This is a genomic window from Aquimarina sp. MMG016 (assembly GCF_018100805.1).
In the GTDB taxonomy this organism is placed as follows: Bacteria; Bacteroidota; Bacteroidia; order Flavobacteriales; family Flavobacteriaceae; genus Aquimarina.
Window position 1 is genome coordinate 63,132 of the sequence record NZ_JAGJEA010000003.1, and the last position, 23,130, is coordinate 86,261.

The 23,130-nt window shown below is 33.7% G+C and carries 20 protein-coding genes; 8 read left to right on the top strand and 12 right to left on the bottom strand.

Annotated features, from left to right (window positions below):
- Positions 1–18 precede the first annotated feature (18 nt).
- The 8 genes from J8M14_RS06550 to chrA all read right to left on the bottom strand — a co-directional run bounded on the left by J8M14_RS06550 (position 19) and on the right by chrA (position 8,943).
- Positions 19–372: an MGMT family protein gene (locus J8M14_RS06550; RefSeq protein WP_211073800.1), complete on the bottom strand. Its 354-nt coding sequence runs from the start codon at positions 370–372 to the stop codon at positions 19–21.
- Positions 369–1,010 carry a LysE family transporter gene (locus tag J8M14_RS06555; protein ID WP_348772827.1) on the bottom strand — a complete coding sequence of 214 codons (642 nt, stop codon included), beginning with the start codon at positions 1,008–1,010 and terminating at the stop codon, positions 369–371. The genes J8M14_RS06550 and J8M14_RS06555 overlap by 4 nt, the downstream gene beginning before the upstream one ends.
- Positions 1,011–1,685 carry a tRNA (guanosine(46)-N7)-methyltransferase TrmB gene (gene trmB, locus J8M14_RS06560; protein WP_211073801.1) on the bottom strand — a complete coding sequence of 225 codons (675 nt, stop codon included), beginning with the start codon at positions 1,683–1,685 and terminating at the stop codon, positions 1,011–1,013.
- A 219-nt stretch (positions 1,686–1,904) separates the two neighbouring features.
- Positions 1,905–2,984 (bottom strand): ATP-binding protein, encoded by a 1,080-nt coding sequence (locus J8M14_RS06565; protein WP_211073802.1) that lies wholly within the window; start codon positions 2,982–2,984, stop codon positions 1,905–1,907.
- Entirely contained in the window at positions 2,984–3,667 is a 684-nt protein-coding gene (locus tag J8M14_RS06570) for a response regulator transcription factor (RefSeq protein WP_211073803.1), read from the bottom strand. Before J8M14_RS06570 ends, J8M14_RS06565 begins: the two co-directional genes overlap by 1 nt.
- A gap of 189 nt (positions 3,668–3,856) precedes the next feature.
- On the bottom strand, positions 3,857–6,250 hold the full coding sequence (locus J8M14_RS23020; RefSeq protein ID WP_247672571.1) for an inorganic phosphate transporter: 2,394 nt from the start codon (positions 6,248–6,250) through the stop codon (positions 3,857–3,859).
- 80 nt (positions 6,251–6,330) lie between these two features.
- Positions 6,331–7,530 (bottom strand): porin, encoded by a 1,200-nt coding sequence (locus J8M14_RS06580; RefSeq protein ID WP_211073804.1) that lies wholly within the window; start codon positions 7,528–7,530, stop codon positions 6,331–6,333.
- Positions 7,531–7,812: 282 nt separating this feature from the next.
- Positions 7,813–8,943: a chromate efflux transporter gene (gene chrA, locus J8M14_RS06585; RefSeq protein ID WP_211073805.1), complete on the bottom strand. Its 1,131-nt coding sequence runs from the start codon at positions 8,941–8,943 to the stop codon at positions 7,813–7,815.
- A gap of 270 nt (positions 8,944–9,213) precedes the next feature.
- On the opposite strand from chrA, the gene J8M14_RS06590 reads away from it, so the two are divergent.
- From J8M14_RS06590 to J8M14_RS06600, 3 genes are all read left to right on the top strand, one after another.
- Positions 9,214–9,573 (top strand): nicotinic acid mononucleotide adenyltransferase, encoded by a 360-nt coding sequence (locus tag J8M14_RS06590; protein WP_211073806.1) that lies wholly within the window; start codon positions 9,214–9,216, stop codon positions 9,571–9,573.
- Positions 9,574–9,932: 359 nt separating this feature from the next.
- A complete protein-coding gene (locus J8M14_RS06595; RefSeq protein WP_211073807.1) occupies positions 9,933–12,740 on the top strand; it encodes a TonB-dependent receptor in 2,808 nt (935 codons plus the stop codon).
- A gap of 28 nt (positions 12,741–12,768) precedes the next feature.
- Positions 12,769–14,097: a multidrug transporter gene (locus J8M14_RS06600; RefSeq protein ID WP_211073808.1), complete on the top strand. Its 1,329-nt coding sequence runs from the start codon at positions 12,769–12,771 to the stop codon at positions 14,095–14,097.
- Between the two features lie 581 nt (positions 14,098–14,678).
- On the opposite strand, the gene J8M14_RS06605 is transcribed toward J8M14_RS06600, so the two are convergent.
- The 3 genes from J8M14_RS06605 to J8M14_RS06615 form a co-directional block, all read right to left on the bottom strand.
- Positions 14,679–15,419 carry a hypothetical protein gene (locus tag J8M14_RS06605; RefSeq protein ID WP_211073809.1) on the bottom strand — a complete coding sequence of 247 codons (741 nt, stop codon included), beginning with the start codon at positions 15,417–15,419 and terminating at the stop codon, positions 14,679–14,681.
- Between the two features lie 6 nt (positions 15,420–15,425).
- Entirely contained in the window at positions 15,426–16,004 is a 579-nt protein-coding gene (locus tag J8M14_RS06610; protein ID WP_211073810.1) for a sigma-70 family RNA polymerase sigma factor, read from the bottom strand.
- 241 nt (positions 16,005–16,245) lie between these two features.
- Positions 16,246–17,652, bottom strand: coding sequence for an MATE family efflux transporter (locus J8M14_RS06615; RefSeq protein ID WP_211073811.1), 1,407 nt, complete (start codon positions 17,650–17,652; stop codon positions 16,246–16,248).
- Positions 17,653–17,958: 306 nt separating this feature from the next.
- Here J8M14_RS06615 and J8M14_RS06620 point away from each other — a divergent pair, with 306 nt between their 5' ends.
- The 5 genes from J8M14_RS06620 (at position 17,959) to J8M14_RS06640 (ending at position 21,484) form a co-directional block, all read left to right on the top strand.
- Positions 17,959–18,309, top strand: a complete 351-nt coding sequence (locus J8M14_RS06620; protein WP_211073812.1) for a T9SS type A sorting domain-containing protein — start codon at positions 17,959–17,961, stop codon at positions 18,307–18,309.
- Between the two features lie 105 nt (positions 18,310–18,414).
- Positions 18,415–19,395, top strand: a complete 981-nt coding sequence (locus tag J8M14_RS06625) for an acyl transferase (RefSeq protein ID WP_211073813.1) — start codon at positions 18,415–18,417, stop codon at positions 19,393–19,395.
- Positions 19,396–19,400: 5 nt separating this feature from the next.
- Positions 19,401–20,426 carry a hypothetical protein gene (locus J8M14_RS06630; RefSeq protein ID WP_211073814.1) on the top strand — a complete coding sequence of 342 codons (1,026 nt, stop codon included), beginning with the start codon at positions 19,401–19,403 and terminating at the stop codon, positions 20,424–20,426.
- Positions 20,427–20,431: 5 nt separating this feature from the next.
- A complete protein-coding gene (locus tag J8M14_RS06635) occupies positions 20,432–20,950 on the top strand; it encodes a DUF350 domain-containing protein (protein WP_211073815.1) in 519 nt (172 codons plus the stop codon).
- A gap of 84 nt (positions 20,951–21,034) precedes the next feature.
- Positions 21,035–21,484 carry a YHS domain-containing (seleno)protein gene (locus J8M14_RS06640; RefSeq protein WP_211073816.1) on the top strand — a complete coding sequence of 150 codons (450 nt, stop codon included), beginning with the start codon at positions 21,035–21,037 and terminating at the stop codon, positions 21,482–21,484.
- Positions 21,485–21,735: 251 nt separating this feature from the next.
- Here J8M14_RS06640 and tyrS read toward each other — a convergent pair whose 3' ends face one another.
- Complete coding sequence (gene tyrS, locus J8M14_RS06645; RefSeq protein ID WP_211073817.1) at positions 21,736–23,031, bottom strand: tyrosine--tRNA ligase; 1,296 nt, start codon at positions 23,029–23,031, stop codon at positions 21,736–21,738.
- Between the last annotated feature and the right edge of the window lie 99 nt (positions 23,032–23,130).

Below are 23,130 nucleotides of genomic sequence, written 5' to 3' on the forward strand. Positions count from 1 at the left end.
TATTTACATATCTGGACCTTATAACTCCTTCATTGGATCCCAAAAAAGTGTATCCAGATTTTGTATTTGATTATCCAACACTTCTATTCCTTCACTTTCCAGCAATTGTTGCATTAAATTGGTGCCCTGAAAATGGTGTTTTCCTGTCAAGATTCCTTTTCTGTTTACTACACGGTGTGCAGGTACGTCCTCTCTGCCACCACAAGCATTCATTGCCCAACCTACCATGCGAGCACTACGAGCTGCCCCAAGATATTTAGCAATTGCTCCATAAGATGTTACTCTCCCGTGTGGAATAAGCTTTGCAACCTCATAGACTCTTTCAAAAAAGCTTGTGCCAGACTCTGATCGGGTATTGTCGTTTTCTTTCATTCCCAGGTATAAATAATTCTTGCTAGGGTGATGAGTACCAAAATCAACATCAATATTCCCATGAAGTAGTTAGAATATTTGGTAATCGATGCTGTTTTCTTTTCAATTTTCAGAAATGAAAAAACATAAAAATAAAGGGTTACAAAAGTACCTGATCCGGCAGCAATACTAAATATAATGATTCTGGTAATGTCATATTCCATTTTACCACTTACACTCAGTCCTGCAGCTATCGCACAGAAATAAGGTATTGGCAACACATTAATAACAGACATCATCATACCTTTAAAAAAGCTCCGTGTATCCGTATTTCTATATACTCTGATTTTAGTTCTTCTTTGTTTGGCTTTTACAAAAAAATAAATTGCCATCAATAAAAAGATTACGGCTCCGGTGCGAAGAAGAATATTTTTTACGAAAGGATTAAAAAATATATATTTTGCCAATAGAATGGCAATAAATGCCTGAGCAAAAACTACTATCGAAGCACCAATTGCTACTAAAATTCCATTTTTTTTACCTCTTTCCAGACAAGTTCTGGCCACGGTCATATTAACCAATCCGGGAGGGATTACGCCTATTAACGAAGCAAAAAAAGTGACTAAAAATAGTTTAGCAGTTTCCAAATCGACTATCAATTAGGTAATTTTAAACTGGATGTAAGTTATGGGTTTATTTTCTTCCAGATATTGTTTTTCATAAAAAGTTTGAATGGCAGTTACCACTTCCGGAGAACCTTCTTGGTGATATACATTATGATTGGCATAAAGTACCTCATGGCCTTCTCCATGCAATAGTCCTAATGTATATCCATGCATAAATTCACTATCCGTCTTAAGATGCATAAGTCCGTCAGGTTTTAAGATCTTTTTATAACGTTGCAAGAATTCATGATTAGTCATTCTATGTTTTGTACGCTTATACTTGATCTGCGGATCCGGAAAAGTAATCCATATTTCATCTACCTCATTTTCATCAAAAATATGATCCACCAACTCTATTTGTGTACGAATAAAACCTACGTTAGTCATGTTATTCTCAATAGCGGTTTTTGCACCGCGCCAGAAACGTGCTCCTTTGATATCAATACCAATAAAATTTTTATTAGGATACTTCTCTGCCAACCCTACCGTATATTCACCTTTACCACATCCTAACTCTAATACAATTGGGTTTTGGTTTTTGAAGAATTTCTCATTCCATTTTCCTTTATATCCCAAAGAGTTATTCAATACCTCATCTCTTGTAGGTTCCACTACGTTATGAAAGGTTTTGTTTTCGTTAAATCGCTTTAGTTTATTCTTACTTCCCACAGGTTTTTATTCTTCTATATTTACTTGACTGTAAAATTCATTTTTTGTTACGTCTACTCGTTAATTTCAACAAGTACTTTTTAATGTGTTCTACTTTTGAAATAATTGCAAAATTAAGGAAATATCTGCTTAACAAAATCCTATTGATTTCAGAAATAATGATGATTGAATCTAAGATCTCTTCAAAATTAAATCATATATATTAAATCTTATCTAGGATTAAACAGTTTTAGTACCATCACCTGCTACAGGAAACTCTTTCACTTTTTCCAAAGTAAATGAAAACTCACTCCCAATTCGATAGTCACTTTCTACATAAATACGTTCGTGATGTGCTTCAATAATATGTTTTACAATGGCTAACCCAAGACCTGAACCTCCTTCTTTGCGCGAGCCACTCTTATCAACCCGATAAAAGCGTTCAAACAACCTAGGAATATGTGCTTGTGCAATACCCTCTCCATTATCTGTAACCCTTACAATAACTTTATTGTGAATTAAATTCTCTATACTTACCTCTGTAGTACCATCCTCTTTTCCATACTTAATAGAATTAACGATAAGATTAGAAAGCACTTGCTGTATCCTTTCTTTGTCTGCATTTACTATTATAGGATCTTGATAATTCATATCAAAAGTCAAGGCAATATTCTTTTTTGACGCTTTCATTTCAAACAGATCGAAAACACTTTGCACCAGTTCTATAATATCAAAATTAGTATAGTTAAGATTGAGATCACCAACTTCGAGCTTAGTAATCATATCCAGATCATTAACAATATAGATAAGGCGTTCCACTCCTTTGTTAGCACGATTCAGATATTTATCCAAAATTGCTGGATCTTTCATAGCTCCATCAAGGAGTGTAAGTATATATCCCTGGACTGTAAACAGAGGAGTTTTTAATTCATGAGAAACATTACCCATAAATTCTTTTCGATATGCTTCTCTGATCTTTAAAGTTTCGATTTCTGTTTTTCTCTGCTTTGCAAACTTTTCAACTTCTTTGATCAACGTTCTCATATCTGTAGTAACAGGGGTTTCTTCTATTGTATCTACATCTAACATTTCGATATCATCATAGATTTTTCGTACTCTGCGATAAATAAATTTCTCTACCCTGTATTGAATGATAATAAAACAAACTACATAACATGCCAGAGTAAATCCTATTACATATAGAGTATTAAACTGAGATTCTATGTATAAAAAAACGCTCAGTGCGAGCGTTAATACTATGGTAATGTATAAGGATGAAAGGTATGCAAACCTATACGACCTTTTAAAATTTTCTGCCATTATATAACAAACTTGTAACCTACTCCCTTTATGGTCTTAAAACTATTGTCACCAATTTTTTCTCTTAACTTTCTGATATGAACGTCTATAGTTCGCCCCCCTACAATAACCTCATTCCCCCATACCTTATCAAGGATATCTTCTCGCTTAAAAACCTTTCCTGGTTTAGAGGCTAATAAAGATAATAATTCAAACTCTTTTCTAGGTAAAACGATCTCTTTTTTATCCTTGACAATCTTATACTCATCTCGATTGATCACTAAAGAACCAATCTTTACAACATTATCTGATGTATCTTCTTCTTTAAGTCTTCGAAGCAAAGCTTTTACTTTGCTGACCAAAACTTTGGGACGAATTGGTTTTGTAATATAATCATCTGCTCCTGCATCAAAACCAGCCACTTGCGAATAGTCCTCACCTCTTGCCGTTAAAAATGTAATAATTGTATGTTGTAAATCAGGTACTTTACGGATTTGCTCACAAGCTTCTATACCATCCATTTCTGGCATCATTACATCAAGAATGATCAAATGTGGTTTTTTCTTTTTTGCAATTTTAACTGCCTCAACACCGTTTTCTGCAGTTAAAACACTATACCCTTCCGCAGTAAGATTATATCCAACGATTTCCAAAATATCCGGCTCATCATCTACCAGTAGGATTGTAATATCTTTTTTATTCATACTATTTTAGAATTACATAATAGTAAGGTAAATATAACACATAATATGAAGTATCCATATGATTACAAACTTGGTAACAATAAACTAACATAAAAACACCCTAACGGTAACATTCTCTTAACCTTCTAAAAATCAAAAAAGGCTGAATACAAAATATCCAGCCTTAAGTTTCTTATCTAAAAGATCTAATTATTGATGATCTCTATAGGTAGTTAACAAATTCATTGTTGCTGTTATCAAATCTTTTGTTTCTAATAACAAACCAAAATATAAGGTAGTATTTTTAGGACTACTTTCTTCTGTTCTGGTTCTAGCTACCTGCTTATCAATTTTCTCGTTTACTTTATTGAACAACTCTTGCTTTTCGTTAAGGATAACATCTATATGATCAAAATCTCTATCATTAAAAGCTTTCTTAATTTGTCCGAACAAATTATTTAATTGTTCTTCAATTTCTTTAAGATCTTTGATCTGATTAAATCGAAGTTTTTTATGGTTATTGTTTACGTGTTTATGACTTGCCTTAGAAATATATTCTATCGACTGAGACATATCCTGTAGATACCCTAAGATATTAATATAGAAATTACTTGCTCCCACGCTGGATTCATCAAGGTTTTTGATGAAATAAAAGATATTATCTCTTAAGTCTTCAACTTCTGAATCTAATTTAGCAATTCCTTTCTTATTTTTCTTTAAGGCAGGTAAGTCGTATTTTATAAGACTATCAATAGTACTTCCATAAATCTTATTCCCTCTACTTACAAAAGACTTGATATTATCTGCACTTTCTTCGATTACTCCTTGAACAGAGCTACTCTCAGAACTCTTAAGGCTATCTTCTGCTTTATCTGCTTTTACCTTTCTTCTATAGCTTATTGTATTTCTAGCCAAAAGTAATATCGCTACTAGTAACAATACCGCTATCATTGCAGGACCACCAAGATTGATTAAAAATGCTACCGTTCCTGCCGCAATAAATGCACTGATCGCGGTCATAAACCATCCACCGATCACATTTAGAACTCCCGCTACACGATATACTGCACTTTCTGTTCCCCAGGCTCTATCCGCTAATGAGGTACCCATAGCTACCATAAAAGTTACATAAGTTGTAGAAAGTGGTAATCCCATAGAAGTAGCTACAGAAATTAGAATTCCAGCAACAACAAGGTTTACCGCAGCTCTTACCATATCAAATGCGGGCATTTCATAGGTCTTATCTTTTGGTAATTCTATTACTGGTTTCGTAAACCGTTTTTCTATGAATTCCATCGCTGGTTTTGGAGTGATAGCAGCCAATCCTTGTGATGCTAAAACGGTTCCTCTTACAACACCTCTCGATAAGAAGTTTGGTTTAAAACGTTCTTTAGCCTCACCTTCCCTAGAAAGATTAATCTCAGTATCTGCTACGTATCTCGCCTTTTTAGACAACCATAATGTAAGTACCATAATGGCTCCTGCTGCGAATAATAATAACACTGGTGTTTCACTCTTTTTAGCTAAACCATCCATCGCAAATTCTGCTGCAGGTGCACCAGAAGATATCCAAGCTTCATAAGATTGCCAACCTGCAATCGGTACTCCAATAAAGTTTACCAAATCATTACCAGAAAAGGCCAAGGCCAATCCAAAAGTTCCTACGATAATAATAAGCTTATAAATATTTACTTTAAAGAATTTGATCAGTACAAATGAAAGAGCTGACCAGAATACAAAACCAGTTGCTACAATTGGTAACACATAGGTTTCTAAAAACCCTCTTAGCGTCATCTTAATAGTACCCGCTTCTCCATCTATCTTAAAAAGATCTTTTTGATCCTTTGCCAATTCTTTTACTGTTTCATATGACGCGCCGAAATGGTTATTTGCCCAATCTAATAACCCTTCTGGACCTCCACTATACATTACATCAACGATTGCTTTGGCATATGCAGTACCCTTTATCCCTTTCATAAAAATGAAATACAACAGTGCTGTTAAAGCAATACCTCCAAATAAAGCTCCAACCCACTTCGCTTTCTTTTCAAAATTATAAGATAACAATAGACGGGTAATGAATTGTACAATGGCTCCTACCGAAAAAGCAATGACCACAGAGAGTAGAATACCGCTGATAATCTTTTTTGCAGTCTTAGTATTGATATAGTTCTCTAAATCAGCAAATGTTTGTCCCTGATCCGCACCAATTTTAATTAATGCAACACACACTGCGGCTCCTAATAAGTTAAATACAATAGATACTGTTGTAGAAGTAGGCATCCCGAGCGTATTAAAGAAGTCGAGAAGCAATATATCTGTAATCATCACGGCCATAAAAATGATCATGATTTCATCAAAATAAAATTCACCGGGATTGAATATCCCTTTTCGAGCTACTTCCATCAATCCACTAGAGAAAATCGCTCCAGCAGCAATACCGATACTGGCAACAATCATAATCGTTCTAAAAGACACAGCTTTAGAACCAATAGCAGAATTTAAGAAGTTAACCGCATCGTTACTAACTCCTACCACAAGATCTGCAATTGCTAAAACAGCAAGTGCAACTACCATTAATAAATAAATAGTATTCGTATCCATTATTTTTTTGTTTTAAAGTGCAAATATTAAAATCAAATCTCAGTTCAATGTTACCAAACTGTTATGTATCGGTCTATTAATTAGAAATGTATATCAAATTGTAACCTATACATCAATCCACTAGCGTCTCCAGCTTGCGTGGTATAACTTATATCTGACTGGACTTTTAGGTTATGTCCTGCCACATATCTTGAAACTCCTAACGTATATTGTTCTTCTAAACTTTTACCAACAATAGCATCAAAATTAAGATTAGTATATCGTCCGGCAACTTCCCAATTATTCTTAAATAGGTATCCTGCCTGAAGGTTTAATGCATTTCCTACCTGGACAATATCTCCTGTAGGTGTTCCATCTTCTTCTACAGCAATAGCGTCATCTGCATCTCTACGAGCAAATTCTCCCATAAAAGAAAAACCTTTATATTTAAATACTGCATCCACAAATATGGTAGAGATATTCGTTTCGTAAAAACCATTACTTGTTGTCATATATGATCCCTGGTTACTTCTGTCTTTAACGGCATCAGCATTAAAATCATAGGTTGCTGCAAGCATTAACTTAGGAGTTTGTTCTCTTTTAAGGTCTCCCCCTTTATAATCACCCTTGCTTTTAAACTTTCCGAAAGGTAACAATTCTACTCTACCTGTATATTGGTGACCTCCTAAATTTCCAGAAGTTATATTTCTTCCTTCACCTTGTGATAAAGCAACTATTTCTCTTACCAAAAATTTATCCGAAAGCTTAAAGTGATGTCTTAATTGAAGTCCAATATCACGATCAATATTAAATCTACTGTTTAATCTCGAACGATCTACCAATTGTAAATTTGCTGAAGAAACAACACGCTCTACGTTACCTGGCAACTTGGTTTGTCCTGCCCAAAGCGTAAAGTTTTTATAGAAATTCCATTTGATAACAGCATCAAGAATATATCTTGGAGCGTTGCTCGTAAATTCTGAAGCTCCTGATATATCTCTATTAGTTAAACCAAGTTCAATTTTATACTTAATTTTTGGGCTATACGCAAAACCATCAAACTTTAAACGTGCTCTTCTTACTAAAAATGAAGTTTCGGGTCTACTATAGTCTCCATCATTAATACCCCATTCTGATGTGCCAAGTAACTGGAATCTTGTGGCAAATTTCATGCTCCAGGAGCTGTCTTTGGCAACCATATTAAGGATTCCTTTTCCGAATTTGGTCTCCGTAGTTTCTTGTGCATGTGTAAAACAAAGCGTAAAAAGGATTAACGCTGTGAGGGTAATCTTTAATTTCATATCCGTACTAATTTTTGTCGCTGCAAAGAACCAATACGAATGTTAAGTTAATGTTAAGTTAATGTTTTTTAATGATTATTTTAAAATGGTCTTTTTTTTGACTATTTATGCGTAAGCAAAAAAGGCTGACCAAATTTGGTCAGCCCAGTATTTCAAAAATCTAAGTCGACAAAAACTAATACGATTTTTTGAAATTACTTTATGTCTATACGACTCGTCAAAAATATTTTTTTTGGCGAGTTTTTATGTTATCAAAACTTTAAGCAATCGTTAAAAATGTTTTTACATTAAGTTAAACAGATATCCCAAAACTGCTCCTCCTAGCACAATCCACATCACATTTACTTTTTTTACCACAAAAATCATAATACAACTGATGAGTGCAATAAGTCCAGCTCTCCAATCAGTTAACGTATCCACACTCATGGCGTATAATACCGAAAGCATTATGGCAACTGCTGCAATATTAACTGAATCCAGAAAAAAGCTCAATACTTTGGATTTTCTCATTTTGGGAATTAACGGATTCAGAAGTAATACAAAAAGAAAAGAAGGAAGAAAAATTCCAATAGTGGCAGCAATAGCTCCCCAAAAGCCTCCTAATTGATACCCAATAAAAGTAGAAGTAGATAAAACAGGCCCTGGTGTAAATTGCCCGACAGCAATAGCATCTATCAATTCTGATCTTGTCAACCATCCTTTAGTTACCAATTCTGCATCCAAATAGGCAAATAAGACGTAACCACTACCATATAATATAGCACCAACTTTTAGAAACGTCCAAAAGATCTTTAGCGAAGAAAGTTTTATAAGGGTAACCGTTGAAACTTTGAAAATAAAAAAAGGAGCAATGGATTTAGAAGTAGAAATAAGCCTGGATTTAGAATAAAAATATAGTGTTCCTAAAATACCTGCGCCTAACAATGCTACCACCTCATTGATTCCTAAAATACTGATGATCAGAACCACTCCTCCTACGACTCCAATTTCCCAACTCTTTAGAGCTTTCTTACCTAACTTCAGGATAGCAGACGCTATTATGGACAATACCGCAGGTTTAATTCCGAAAATAAAGGGAGCAACCTCTGGTAATTGTCCATACGTTGTGTAAAACCAAGCTAAAATTCCAGTAATAACCACTGCCGGAAAAATAAAACACGTCCCGGCTACAAATAATCCTGCAATTCCAGCACGCTCATAACCACAGTGCATAGTCATTTCTGTAGAATTAGGACCCGGAATAAGGTTTGTAGCTCCAATAAGATCCAGAAAATACTGCCGGTCCATCCATTTTCTTTTATGAACCACCTCTTCTTCCATCATAGCGATATGGGCTGCCGGGCCTCCAAAGGCAAAACAACCTAACCTAAAGAAAACAGTAGCCACCTCAATAAGTTTCTTCTTACTATTCATTTAGAAAATAATACTATTTCACGATTATACGAATTAACAAGTAATCAAAAATATAAATATAATAGCAACTTATTAGCAGCACGAAAATGATCAGACACATAAATCCTTCATCAAAAATCAATAATTTCATAAATGCTTAAAAAACTAAAAATCAAATATTTACAATATCAATGTTAATTTAATGTTACGCAAATGTTGCTTAAACGTAAAATAAATAGTACTTTTATCTTATAAGTCGACATCCTCAAAAACATTAAATATTTAAAGAACATGAAAAAGATACTATTAACCATAGCCATTGTATTTTCTGCAACTATGATGGCGCAGGATGTAAAGCCTACTTTTGAAAAACAAGGAAACTTAATAAAAGGAACTTTCTTTTATGATAATGGAGACATTCGTCAGGAAGGTTTCTATAATAAAGAAGGAAAATTGCACGGTGTGTGGAAGTCCTATGATGTAGATGGTAAAAAGATCGCTATGGGACAATATGCAAACGGAGTTAAAACCGGGAAATGGTTTTTCTGGAATGCCGACAAATTATCAGAAGTTAATTATGCAGACAATGCAATTGCTTCTGTTACTACCTGGTCTAATAAAGATAACGTGGTTTTAAATTACAAAAATTAAACTCACCAAATAATATTCTGTCAAAAACGCTTCGAGAATTCGAAGCGTTTTTTGTTTGAAAAATATCTCAACATACGTGTAATTCGAGATCTAAATCTATTTATTCTATAACATTTATTTTATATAAAAATGAGTGAAAACATTTTCTTAACATAGAAATAAACACAGTAAAAACCATTTTATTTACTCAATTTCAATTACTTACCCTTCTTATTCGTTTTATATTTTCAACTTAAGAAGCTTGTTGTTGTTCAATTCTGATAACAATTTTCTAACCTTAAAATGATTCTTATTTAATTTTTGAATAACACACATTTAACACTTACTCTTGTTCTTTGCCCTGAATTTTAAAACATGTAATGAGAAAAATTGTAATGCTACTTGCCATATTCTTTATGGGGATTGGATATGGACAAGAAACCGGATCAGTAACCGGAACATTGCTTGATAAAGAAGCAGGGGATCAACCTTTACCTTTTGCTAATGTCTTAGTTAAAGGAACTACCAAAGGAACAACAACTGATTTTGATGGATTATACACCATTAACAACCTAGAACCAGGAACATATACCTTAGAATTTAGTTTCGTAGGGTACGAAACCTTAGACAAAGAGGTTATTATCAAATCTGGTGAAACAATTACAGTTAATGCATCCATTGGAGCCAGTGCTGCCGCATTAGACGAGGTAATTATCAAAACCACTACCAAGAAAGAATCTGAAGCTGCTATTTTATTAGAACAAAAGAATGCCGTAACGATTCAACAAAAAATTGGCGCACAGGAGCTTTCTAAAAAAGGAGTTGGTGATGTTGCTACGGGTTTAACCAAAGCTACCGGAATCTCTAAACAAAGCGACAAACTGTATGTGCGTGGTTTAGGGGATCGTTATAACAATGCATATTTAAATGGATTACCTATACCTTCTTTAAATCCTAAGTTAAAACTTATCGATTTAGGAATATTCCCAACAGATATCGTAGAGAACTTAGGGATTTACAAGACATATTCTCCTAACATCTATGGAGATTTTGCCGGAGCAAGTGTAAATATTGACACTAAGGACCGTCCTGGCAAAGGGTTTTTAGAAGTTGACTTTAAATCTGGAGTAAATACCAATGCAGTAAGTAATGATTTCTTCTTACTAAATGGAGGTAAGTATGACAAATGGGGATTGGATGATGGTTCTCGAAGAGTGCCTATATTTTTAGATATCCCTAACTATAATTACAATAGTACGGAAATTGACTATTATCCTTTTGATACTTCTTTTAACCCAAAGAAAAGATTTAATGCTCCAGATGGAGGAGTTAGTATTACAGGTGGAAAAACGTTTACATTTGGAGAAGAAAGCCCTCATAAATTAGATTTCCTTTTTACAGGATCTTTTAGCCAAGGTCACGAAACTGCTTTGGATGGTATAGAAGCAGCCTATAACTCGCAAGGTGAATCTATAGTAGGTATTGGTTTCTTTGAAGATGTAGATCGTTACAGATATAAAACTAACACCACTATATTAAATAGTTTAGGATACAGATGGAATAGTAATAACAAAGTTCTTTCTACTACATTATACGTAAATGACACACAAGATGAGTTAAGAGAGCTAAGAGGCCTTAGTAGTGAAGATACAGATGTATTTATAAGAATAAGAAGAGGTACTTATGAACAGAACAATCTGTTTACTCAACAATTAACAGGAGACCATAAGTTTAATGAAAACAAATATGCTATAGGTTGGGGTCTGGCTTATAACAAAGCACAAGGTTTAATTCCGGACAGACGTCAATTAATTTTTACTGAAGTTTCTAATGGAAATCTAATTCTTGGTGATGCAACCAGCCCTGATTTTGCTAATAATCAACGTTTTTATCAAGAATTAAATGAAAACGATTATTCTGGAAAAATTGATTTTGATATCAATTTTGGAAAAGATGAGGATGACAATTTCAAAAACAAGGTTACTTTAGGTACTTTCTTTAGAACAAAAGATAGAGAGTTTGAAGCAAACCAGCTAAACTACAACCTAAACAACCTTAATAACCTAAATGTAGATTTCAATAATCCTGATGCGTTATTAAACGAAGAGAATTTTCTTGCGGGAGAGTATGTGGTATTAGAAAACTTGAATTCTACCCGTATCTACGAAGCTGATTTTACCAACTTAGGAGGGTATGCAAATTTACAATATGCCTTAGGTGAAAAACTGATTGTTAACGGAGGAGTAAGAACTGAAATATTTGAGCAAAATATATTCTTTAGGCTTCAGCAAGATTTAGAAACGAGCCCATTTAGAAATAGTGTTCTTGAAAAGACATTCATTTTACCAAGCCTTAGTTTGAAATATGCAGTAAACGAACAATCAAACTTAAGATTTGCAGCAAGTAAAACGGTTACTTTACCTAAGTTTACCGAGGTTGCTCCTTTCTTAGATGAAGATGTAACCGAAGCAACTGTGGGTAATCCCGAGCTTGAAAACTCTGACAACTATAATGTAGATATTAAATGGGAATATTTTCCAGAACAATCTGGAGAATTAGTAAGTGCAACAGTATTTGGTAAGTATATAGATAAACCCATTGAAAAAATTGGATTAGCATCTGCATCCAACTTTATATCTTTTGGTAACACATCTAATGCTACTGTATTCGGATTAGAATTAGAATACAGAAAGAATCTAGGTAATCTTTTTAAACTAGAAGAAACTGTTTGGAACGATCTTAATTTTGGAGTGAATACTACCCTTATGTATTCCAAAGTGGAAATAGATGAAGACCTTCAGATTAATGGAGTGAACATTGCTCCTACTAATAACGAAAGGCAGTTACAAGGAGCCTCTCCATATCTAATAAACGCAGATGTAGCATATACTAAAGAAGTGAAAAATCATAAAATTACTTCTGCTATAGATTTCAACATTTTTGGAGATCGAATTTATGCAGCAGGAAGTAATGGAAGAGGAGATATTTTCGAAAAAGGATATGGAACGTTAAACTTCAATTTCAAAGATGAAATAGGAGAAAATGTGGAGATCAGCTTTAAAGCTAAAAACTTACTGAATCCTTCGATAACAAGATATCAGGATCAGGAGAATTTAAACCAGGAATTTACCACTTATGACTTTAATGTTGGTATCAATTTTAGTCTTGGGGTAACATTTAAACTTTAAAAAAATACGAACACAAATAATACAACAAATGAAAACTAAAAATTTATTTACGGGAATAGTGTTTGGTATGGCAGTATTATTTTCTGCCTGTACTATACAAGAAGATAATATTGGTGATGTAATCATCAACCAAGGTGGTAATGGAAATAATACCGGGAGCGTTATACTTGAAGGACAAATAACAGAAGACATTACCTTAACTTCTGATGAAGTATACGAACTAAGAGGTGGTGTATCTGTTATTGCGGGAGTAACTTTAACTATAGAAGCCGGAACAAGAATTATTGCTGGTGATGTAGGTGGTGTATTTTCTTACTTAGCTATTGAGCAAGGAGCTACGATTATGGCAGAAGGAACTGCCAATCAACCAATTGTTTTTACATCCAATAAGTCTACTCCTAACGCTGGAGATTGGGGTGGTTTATTAATAGCAGGAAATGCTCCAATCAATAGGGGAACTACGGCAACTACAGAAGTTGCGAATCTTACTTATGGGGGAACTGACGCTGCAGACAACTCAGGAATATTACGTTATGTGCGTTTAGAATATACCGGTGGAAAAATCAATGATAATGCAGAATACAATGGGTTATCTTTATACGGAGTTGGTAGCGGAACTACTATAGAGTACATACAGGCTTTTAACGGTAATGATGATGGTATTGAGTTTTTTGGTGGAACCGTAAATCTAAAATACGCTGTTGTAACTGGTGCGGGTGACGATTCTTTTGACTGGACTGACGGATGGGTTGGAAATGGTCAGTTCTGGATCGCGCAACAAACTTCTGCAGCTGGTGATAAAGGTATTGAAGCTGATAACTTTTCTGATAATCCTGGCGCTACTCCTTTCTCTAACCCAACTTTATCTAATATCACATTAATCGGTGCAGAAGATGGTGATGGTGAAAATAAAGGAATCGAGTTTAGAGCAGGTACTAAAGTATCTCTGTATAATACAATTATTAAAGCATTTCCTGGAAGAGGAATCGAAATTGATGATGATCAAACATTGGTGAACCTAAATAATAATGAAGTAATTGTTAGAAACTCTATCATAGATAACACAAATTCTTTTGACTTGGATCACGGAGGTGTGGCAACTGTAGATTTAGCTGACTTTGCTATATACAACAACTTTACTTTAGATGGTTCGGGAAATCCTTTTAACAATATAGGAACTGCAATTCCGAGTGGATTCCAAATCAATGGTTTTAGAGGAACTTATGAATATACAGCGGCAATTGATGGAGTAGACAACTTTGATCCTTCTATATTAGGATCTTTCTTTGACGCTGCAAACTATGTTGGGGCATTACAAGAGAGTGACACTTGGACATCTGGTTGGACTCGTCTATAAGATATATGTATATCATAGAAACATATAAGGCAGTCAATCAGTAACAAAAAGAAGCAATCTATACATAAAAAGTCTTCTCAAAGCAACAATTTGAGAAGGCTTTTTTATATCATCTACCATTTGGATACTACAGTAATTATAGGAAAAATACAAGTCTAGAATCAAATCCAATTAACCCATAGAGGTAAATAGGGGGTACCTAAGAGCTAGGGTCTATTTACCCTTAGGGGTTAATTAATTTACCCCATAAGGTAAATTGATTAAGGGTAAAAGGGTATATACATCCTATCTTTAACCTCAGCGCTACCGAGGTTAAAACCCAGTTTACCCAAGGGCAAAACATAGTGTCGCTAACTTCTAAAATAGGATAACCAAAGGTGTAGTGTGTATAAAGCCATATAAACAACTCATAATGAAGGAGGCAATATCTTTGTAGCAACTTACATTTAGGCAATGGTGATCATCACAAATCCTAACTACAATTCAATACAGGAACAACAATATACAGTATTGTGGCTTTTTCTGGCATTTATTCAAGTCAGTACACTCAAATAATTATCTTGTACAAAAGGAGAAAGTTTTTATTGATCCAGTAGTTCATTTTTAAGCTCAACGGCTTTGGGTTTATAGCGACCATTATATTCAATCACTTTATCCAAAAAAACAATTGTATGATTTGTATTTTCTTTTTTTAGATGTGAAAGTGCCGTATACCATAAGGAATCCTCATATACACTGCTTTCTTCATTTATTGTCCTGAAAATCTCAATTGCCTTTTCTTCCTGATCATTTTGCAAATAGCTATTGCCTATATATAACCTCAGCTCATCCGTGACTAAAGCAGTATCTAACGCCTCAAAATCAGTAATCACAGATGCATACTCACCAGAGGCATATTTCCTTATAAGACCTTTTTGATCTACTGAAGTATCTGATCTATATTCGCTACTTGCAGGATATGGTGAATAATATGAAGCATATAATGCTACAAACTCATTTTTAGTTTTATTATTTACAAACCAAATACTACCTATTCCTATAAGTATCAAAATTGTAGCAGCAATCTTCATATAACTAAATCTATGTCGACGCTTGATTCTTTCTTCCTCATATATTTCTTCCTGAATACTTCGTAGTTCTTTCTTAAAATCCAAGCGTTTTGAATCGCTTAAAACGTTTTGTAATTCTTGATGTTTTTTTACTTCTAATTGCAATTCAGCATCCTGAGACAATTGATTTTCAAAGGTTTTCTTATCTTCCTCTGATAAGGCATTGGCTAGATATTGCTCAATCGTATCAAATATTTGTTGTGATCTTTTCATACTACTTTATTCTTTCGAATGATCAATTTTTAATTCATCATACATTGGATCTTTTTCAACACGTTCTATAAGGTTTTTTTTGCATTCGAATTTTTTCTTTCGAGTATACCCCTCAGAATATCCCATAGATGATGCTATTTCTAGCGTAGTTTTATTTTTAAATACCAAAGACAACAATTGCTGGCATGTGTCTGATAATTGAATAAAATATTTTCTATACAAGTATTCTCTATCATTAGTATCCAGTATAGTAGTGATATCTTCCTGTATTTCCTCAGAAGTAAAAACCTCGTCTGAAATAATGATTTTTTTCATTCTTCTCAATCTCTTTTTCCAAAGATTTTTACAAATCCCAAAGAAATAAGTACGTAAAGAAGCCTTTAATTCTAGAGGCTCAAATTCTATTTTTTCATAAAGTATCATCATTGCATCCTGAAAAACATCTTCTACATCTTCCTGATTACCCGAATTTTGAATAATATACTTTCGTATATATTTAAAATTTTCCTTGTAAAACTCTTTAATGACAGCTCTGTTACCTGTCCTTATACCTTCTAAGACACGTTGGTCTTCAATGTCATTCATATCTTAATGCAATAAAACTATCTTTTGTTACCCTAAAAAGTTAAATATTCATACATTTTTACTCAAAAATAACATTTTTAAGTTTTTCTTAGCGGTAAACTAATTGTTGTAAAACCTATATAGAACGCAAGAATTTTTCTTTTCATATTAAATACACCTTTCTGAATATTATATTGAAAATTTTAGTAATCTTCGAAAGACTCTGATCAACAAACTAAGATTGTTATCCATTATAGAAAGCCTAAACCTTAACTTCTTTCCATCTTCCTTTTCTAAACCAGATAATTCCAACTACTGCAATTAGTATTTCTGCAAAAGTTATGGCAAGAAATACTCCCATAGCTCCCCAATCAAAAACTATTGCCGCCAGATATGCAAATGGTAATTGAAACACCCAGAAACAAAAGAAATTGATGATTGTTGGTGTTTTGGTATCGCCGGCTCCGTTAAAAGACTGTATCACAACCATCCCGTAAGCATAGAAAACATAACCTGCAGCGATAACCCGCAAACTTAATGCTCCGTATTCTATCACTTGAGCTTCATTGCTAAAAATCTTGATGATAACTTCTGCAAATAATAAATAAAACACGGATACTGCCAACATAAAATATGCATTATACTTTCCGGTTTTCCAAACAGATTGCTCCGCTCGATCCGGTTGCGAAGCTCCAAGGTTTTGACCAACTAGAGTTGCTGCGGCATTACTCATCCCCCAAGACGGCATCAATGTAAACATCAATACTCTAATTGCAATGGTATACCCAGCAAGCACTTCACTTCCAAACTCCGCCATAATACGCATTAGAAATACCCAGCTAGAAGTACCTATAATAAACTGCCCAATTCCACCAAGAGATACTTTGATCAGATTCCACATAATTTCTGCTCTAAAAACAATATCTTTTAGAGTTACCTTGATTTTACTCCAACCATAGAAAAGAATTAGCAATTGAAAAATCACCGCACTACCTCGGCCAATTGTTGTAGCTATTGCAGCTCCTTGCACTCCGAATGCAGGAACGGGACCAAAACCAAAAATAAAAATAGGGTCTAAAACAATATTAAGCAGATTAGAAAATATTAATACTCTCATCGCCACAGAAGCATCTCCTGCTCCTCTAAAAACGGCGTTGATCAAGAACAAAAGCATAATAGTTACGTTTCCACCAAGTAGAACTTGAGTAAAACCATATCCTTCCTCAATAAGATCAGATTCTGCACCCATTAGACTAAGTATTTCCTTAGGAAAAAGGATGCCAATTACACTAATTATTGCAGCTACGGCTGCTCCTAAAAGGATAGATTGCACGGCAGCTTTAGAAGCGCCATCAATATCTTTTTCTCCTACTCTACGAGCTACAATAGCCGTAACCCCCATACTGAGTCCGATTGCTATAGCATATACCAAAGTCAATACAGATTCTGTTAAACCTACCGTTGCAATTGCATTTGCTCCAAGACTAGAAACAAAATAAGCATCTACCAGAAAGAAAACAGATTCCATCATCATTTCCAGTACCATAGGAACTGAGAGCATAAAAATTGCCCTGCGAATACTACCTGAAGTAAATTCTTGTTCCTTGCCTGTAACTGCAATTTTAAAATAAGAGAATAAACGATTAAGAGTGAGTCTATTTTGAGCCATGATATGAAAAGAATTATGAATTAGAAAAAAACAAATTGTAGAAGGACTAAAAAGGGATCTTTAGCTTCTAAATCGAGGGGGTGACTATTTGCACAATGATGTACATAATTCTTTTATAACTTCATAATGAGACAAATATGCAGTATTATTTTCAGAATTCAAAATAGATAACAAAACTATAAGATATCACAAGTAGTTTTTAATATAAAAAAGTATCGGGAACGTACTTTAACAGAAAAAATTGTGCTTTTCTTATAATAGTTTATAATTTTAAGGTATATTTATCGTCCCAAAATAATCAAGTATATGAAGAAAATCTACCTAACCCTCATATTTATTGGCATTGTTTGCTTCTCCTTTTCTTCAGGAGTCCAAGCACAATCTGATACACCTAAAAGAAACGCTAGAAAAGTTATATCTAATATAGAAAACTTACAAGTATATCCTAACCCTACAAATGGAGATAAACTGTACGTTACGACCGAGTCCGGTCATTCTATGATTGTCACGATCTATAATGCGCTCGGTGAAAAAGTGCTTTATAAAGTACTTATAGGAAAAGAACTTAATATTTCCTCTTTAAAAGCAGGAGTATATATCATGAAGGTGAAGCAGAGAGATTTCCAAAGCACATTAAAACTCGTCGTCAGGAGTTAGTAGCTGTAACCTTAATCAAAAATATCACCAACAATACAATATAAACACTCCAGTAAACGGAGTGTTTTTTTATACCTTTGTTTCACAAATCACTGAGTACTATATATGCTATCGGATTCTATTTTTTCAATTCAAAATGATGCAGATTTTGAACGTTTAGCATTGCGGGTTTTTAATCATCAATATATTCACAATATTATTTATCAGCGGTTTTGTAATCTGCTTGGCGTTACTAAATCCTCGGTAAAAAGAAGTAGGGATATCCCTTATCTACCTATTGAATTTTTTAAACAAGAAAAAATCCTAAGCTCTAATTCCTTAGTGAAACAAATATTTACCAGTAGTGGAACAACAGGAATTACAACTAGTAAACATTATGTCACAGATCTTACTGTTTATGAGGAAAGCTTTAAAAAAGGGTTTTATCATTTTTACGGAGATATAACCCAATATACGGTATTAGCTCTTTTACCTTCTTATCTGGAGAGAGAAGGTTCTTCTTTGGTATATATGGTTGACAGGTTAATAAAAGACAGCGAATCTCCGGATAGTGGTTTTTATCTCAATGAAGTCGAAAAACTAATCGATATGCTTCAAGAACTAACAAAGCTGGGTAAAAAAACCCTTCTCATTGGAGTTTCATTTGCTTTATTAGACTTAATAGAACAAAACGATCTGAAGTTAAACGATAATACCATTGTTATGGAAACCGGTGGAATGAAGGGTAGACGAAAAGAAATGATTCGAGAGGAATTACATCAAATACTTAAATCTGGCTTTGATGTTTCGCAGATACACAGTGAATATGGTATGACAGAATTACTATCGCAAGCATATTCTAAAGGTAATGGTATATTTTATTGTCCTCCCTGGATGAAAGTTTCTGTTCGTGACACTGAAGATCCTTTATCTAGCTTAAGTATACAAAAGACAGGCGGAATTAATATTATAGATTTGGCGAATATAAATTCTTGTGCATTCATAGCCACACAGGATTTAGGTAAAGTATATGAGGATGGAAGTTTTGAAATTTTGGGTAGATTTGATCACAGTGATATTAGAGGGTGTAATTTAATGGCATTATAACATATATGGCTTCAAAAAAAAGCTTCGGTTGTTTTACTTTTCCGGCAATTGTCTTTATTTCAATTGTTGGTAGTGGTGTTGTACAAGCCTTTCTGCCTATTTCTTCATTTTATGCTTTTGCATTATTATTACTCATTCTCTCATGGGGGTTAGGGAAAATTCAAAAAACAGAGCATAAAAAGTTCCCTCATCGATATTTTGTATATAGTTTAGTGTTTTTAGGAGTTATTATAGGGTTTAGATTTCTTTTGTCTGTTGAATTACCCGATCCAAAACCAAAAACCGCAGATATCCCTGAAGAGATTTATCGCGAAAAACTATTTGAAAAAGGAGATTCTATTGTTTTATTAAGTCAAAACAGAAGCTGGAAAGATAACTATGGAAATCCATATAAAGCCAATTTCTCTGTAAGAGAAGAGGATTATATTACCTCTAAAAATGAGTACATTAACTATACCAAAAGGAATAGATTCCAAAATTGGGGCCGTTTATACCAATACCTGTCAACTACTGATGCAACTCGTCTAGATTTAATTCTTGATAAACTATTGGAAATAAAAACCTCTCAACAATTAAATCAGTTTGAGTTTGCAGAGATGGTTGTGACTTTTATTCAAGACATTCCATACGCTTTAGTTTTTAGAGCTCCATGCGGTTCTGCAGATAAATATGAAGAATCATCTATTAGAGAAGTATTAGAAGAATGTCCAAGTTGTTGTATTGGCAATATTCCCTATGGGATACAAAATCCTGTCGCTTTTATGGGAGATCTTAAAGGGGATTGTGATACCAGAACTGTCATTATATATGCTATTTTGGATTATTTTGGATACGATGTCGCCATTCTTAATAGCGAATATTACAGACATTCAATTCTTGGACTTCATATTCCGGCAAAAGGAAATTATAAGATTCATAGAGGGAAACGATATTATATCTGGGAAACCACTAACAAATATTTTACCATCGGTACATTACCAAAGAATTTCAACAATATGAATTATTGGGATATTGTACTTACTAACAATTAAAAATTATGCAAACTAAATTATTAACTCTGGCTTTTGTAGAAATAGCACTTGCTATTCTGGTTTCGGTTTTGATATTATTTATTTCTTTTAAAATCCTTCAGAAAGTATTCTTTAAAGATATTTCCCTTCGGGAAGATAATCTAGCCTTTTCAATCTTTACAGCCGGAATTATCCTCTCTATAGGAATAATACTTAGCGAAATCATTCCATCAATCACCAATATGGTTAGACTATCAATGTCAGAAGGAAATCAAATTACTTTGTCTGAAATTATTCAATATTCTGGATTATACCTTTTTATTGGTTTTGTATTCGCAATAATTATTAATCTATCGGTTTTTGTTCTTTTTTCGGCTTTAACCAAAGGAATTAATGAGTTTAAAGACATTCAACAAAACAATATAGCTACAGCAATAATAGTCACATCTACATTACTGTCCATTACTCTAATCGCAAAAGATAGTATTAGCTTGTTGATTAGTGCTTTGGTTCCATATCCGGAAACTGGAAATTTCCTTTTATAACAACTAAAATTTAAAGAATTGTTAAAATTGTAAGGAATAGGAATTCTTTCGACCTAATATATATAACAATAGATAAATAGTATAATGAATAAGTTCTTTAGTGTATTGTTTTTAATCCTTACAATTGGATTAAGTGCTCAGGAGATAGATTATAATACTAAGAAAGGTTTTATAGCCGAAGGATATGATGTAACGGAGTATTTTAATAATAAAACTGTAAAAGGAAATAGCAAATTTGTTACTACACAGGATAATGTGAAATATAAATTTGCTAGTCAGGAAAATCTAAATAAATTTAAGAGTAATCCTGAAAAGTATGTTCCTCAATATGGTGGATATTGCGCTTATGCCATTGGAGCTAATGCAGATAAAGTAAGTATTGACCCGGAAACATTTGAGATAAGGGATGGTAAATTGTACTTATTTTACAATTCTTGGGGAATAAATACTTTGAAAAAATGGAACGAAGAAGGTGCTGAACAATTAAAAGCCAAAGCAGATGTAAATTGGCAAAAAATAAAGACTAAGAAATAAATAGTATATACAGATTAGCAGTACATAATGCTAAGTTTTTTTCAATAATTGATTGGTTAGTTGACAAAGCCTACTAGAATTACTTCTCAGTAGGCTTTGTTTTTTTAGTAAGATTATTTTAAAAAGCTGTATATCATGTTCCAAATAACTAGTAGCACTAATCCCGTTACAAAGCTAGATACCATAAAGTCTTGAATAAGTATTTTATTGAAAATAAGATCCGATCTATCCTGGAATAACAAACAAACTATCTACACTACTCTAATCACAAAGTAATTTTTCTTACCTCGTTGAAGCAAAACAAACTGATCATTGATCAGGTCACTATCTGATATAGAATAGCTGTCTTTTACCTTTTCCTTATTTACTGCGATTGAGTTTTCTTTAAGAGCTCTCCTAGCTTCTCCATTAGATTTTAGAAAACCAGTTTTCTCTGCTAGTGCACCAATAATATCTAACCCATCAGTTATTAAATCTTTTGAAACCTCGGCCTGTGGCACACCTTCAAACACATCTAGAAACGTAGCTTCATCCAGTCCTTTTAAATCTTCTGATGTAGATTTTCCGAAAAGGATATTAGACGCTTTGATTGCATTATCCAAATCTTCTTGAGAATGCACAATAACGGTTACCGTTTCAGCTAATTTCTTTTGTAAGGCTCTTTGATGCGGAGCTTCTCTATGTTCGGTAATTAAAACTTCTATTTCTTCTTTAGTTAAAAAAGTAAAAATCTTAATGTATTTTTCTGCATCCTCATCGCTAGTATTTAACCAATATTGATAGAATTTATATGGTGAAGTTCTTTTAGCATCTAACCAAACATTACCTCCTTCTGATTTTCCAAATTTAGACCCATCTGATTTAGTAATCAACGGACAGGTTAGCGCATATCCTTTTCCGCCTCCAATACGTCTAATCAACTCAGTTCCAGTAGTGATATTACCCCACTGATCGCTACCTCCCATCTGCAATGTACAATCATGTTCTTTATATAGATGTAAGAAATCATAACCTTGTACTAATTGGTAAGTGAATTCTGTAAATGACATCCCCTCTGAAGATTCAGAAGAGATTCGATTCTTAACAGAATCTTTGGCCATCATATAATTTACAGTGATATGCTTACCTACATCTCTAATAAAATCAAGGAATGAAAAATCTTTCATCCAATCATAATTATTGACCAAAACTGCAGCATTATCGACATCACTTTCAAAATCCAAAAACCTGGACAGTTGAGCTTTTATGGCATCTTGGTTATGACGAAGTGTTTTTTCATCCAGAAGGTTACGCTCTGCTGATTTTCCTGATGGATCTCCAATCATACCTGTAGCCCCGCCTACCAGAGCAAAAGGCTTATGCCCAGCCCTCTGATAATGTGCTAATAACATTATTGGAACAAGGTTACCTATATGTAATGAATCTGCAGTAGGGTCAAAGCCTACATAAGCAGATCGCATCTCTTCCATCAGGTATTCTTCTGTTCCGGGCATTGCATCATGTAACATCCCTCTCCAACGTAGCTCTTCTATAAAGTTTTTAGCCATTTTATCAGTATTCTATTAAGAGCGACAAAGATAAAAATATGAACAATATAGCGCTATGAATACTTTTGAAATCCTAATTAATAATATAAATATCTCACC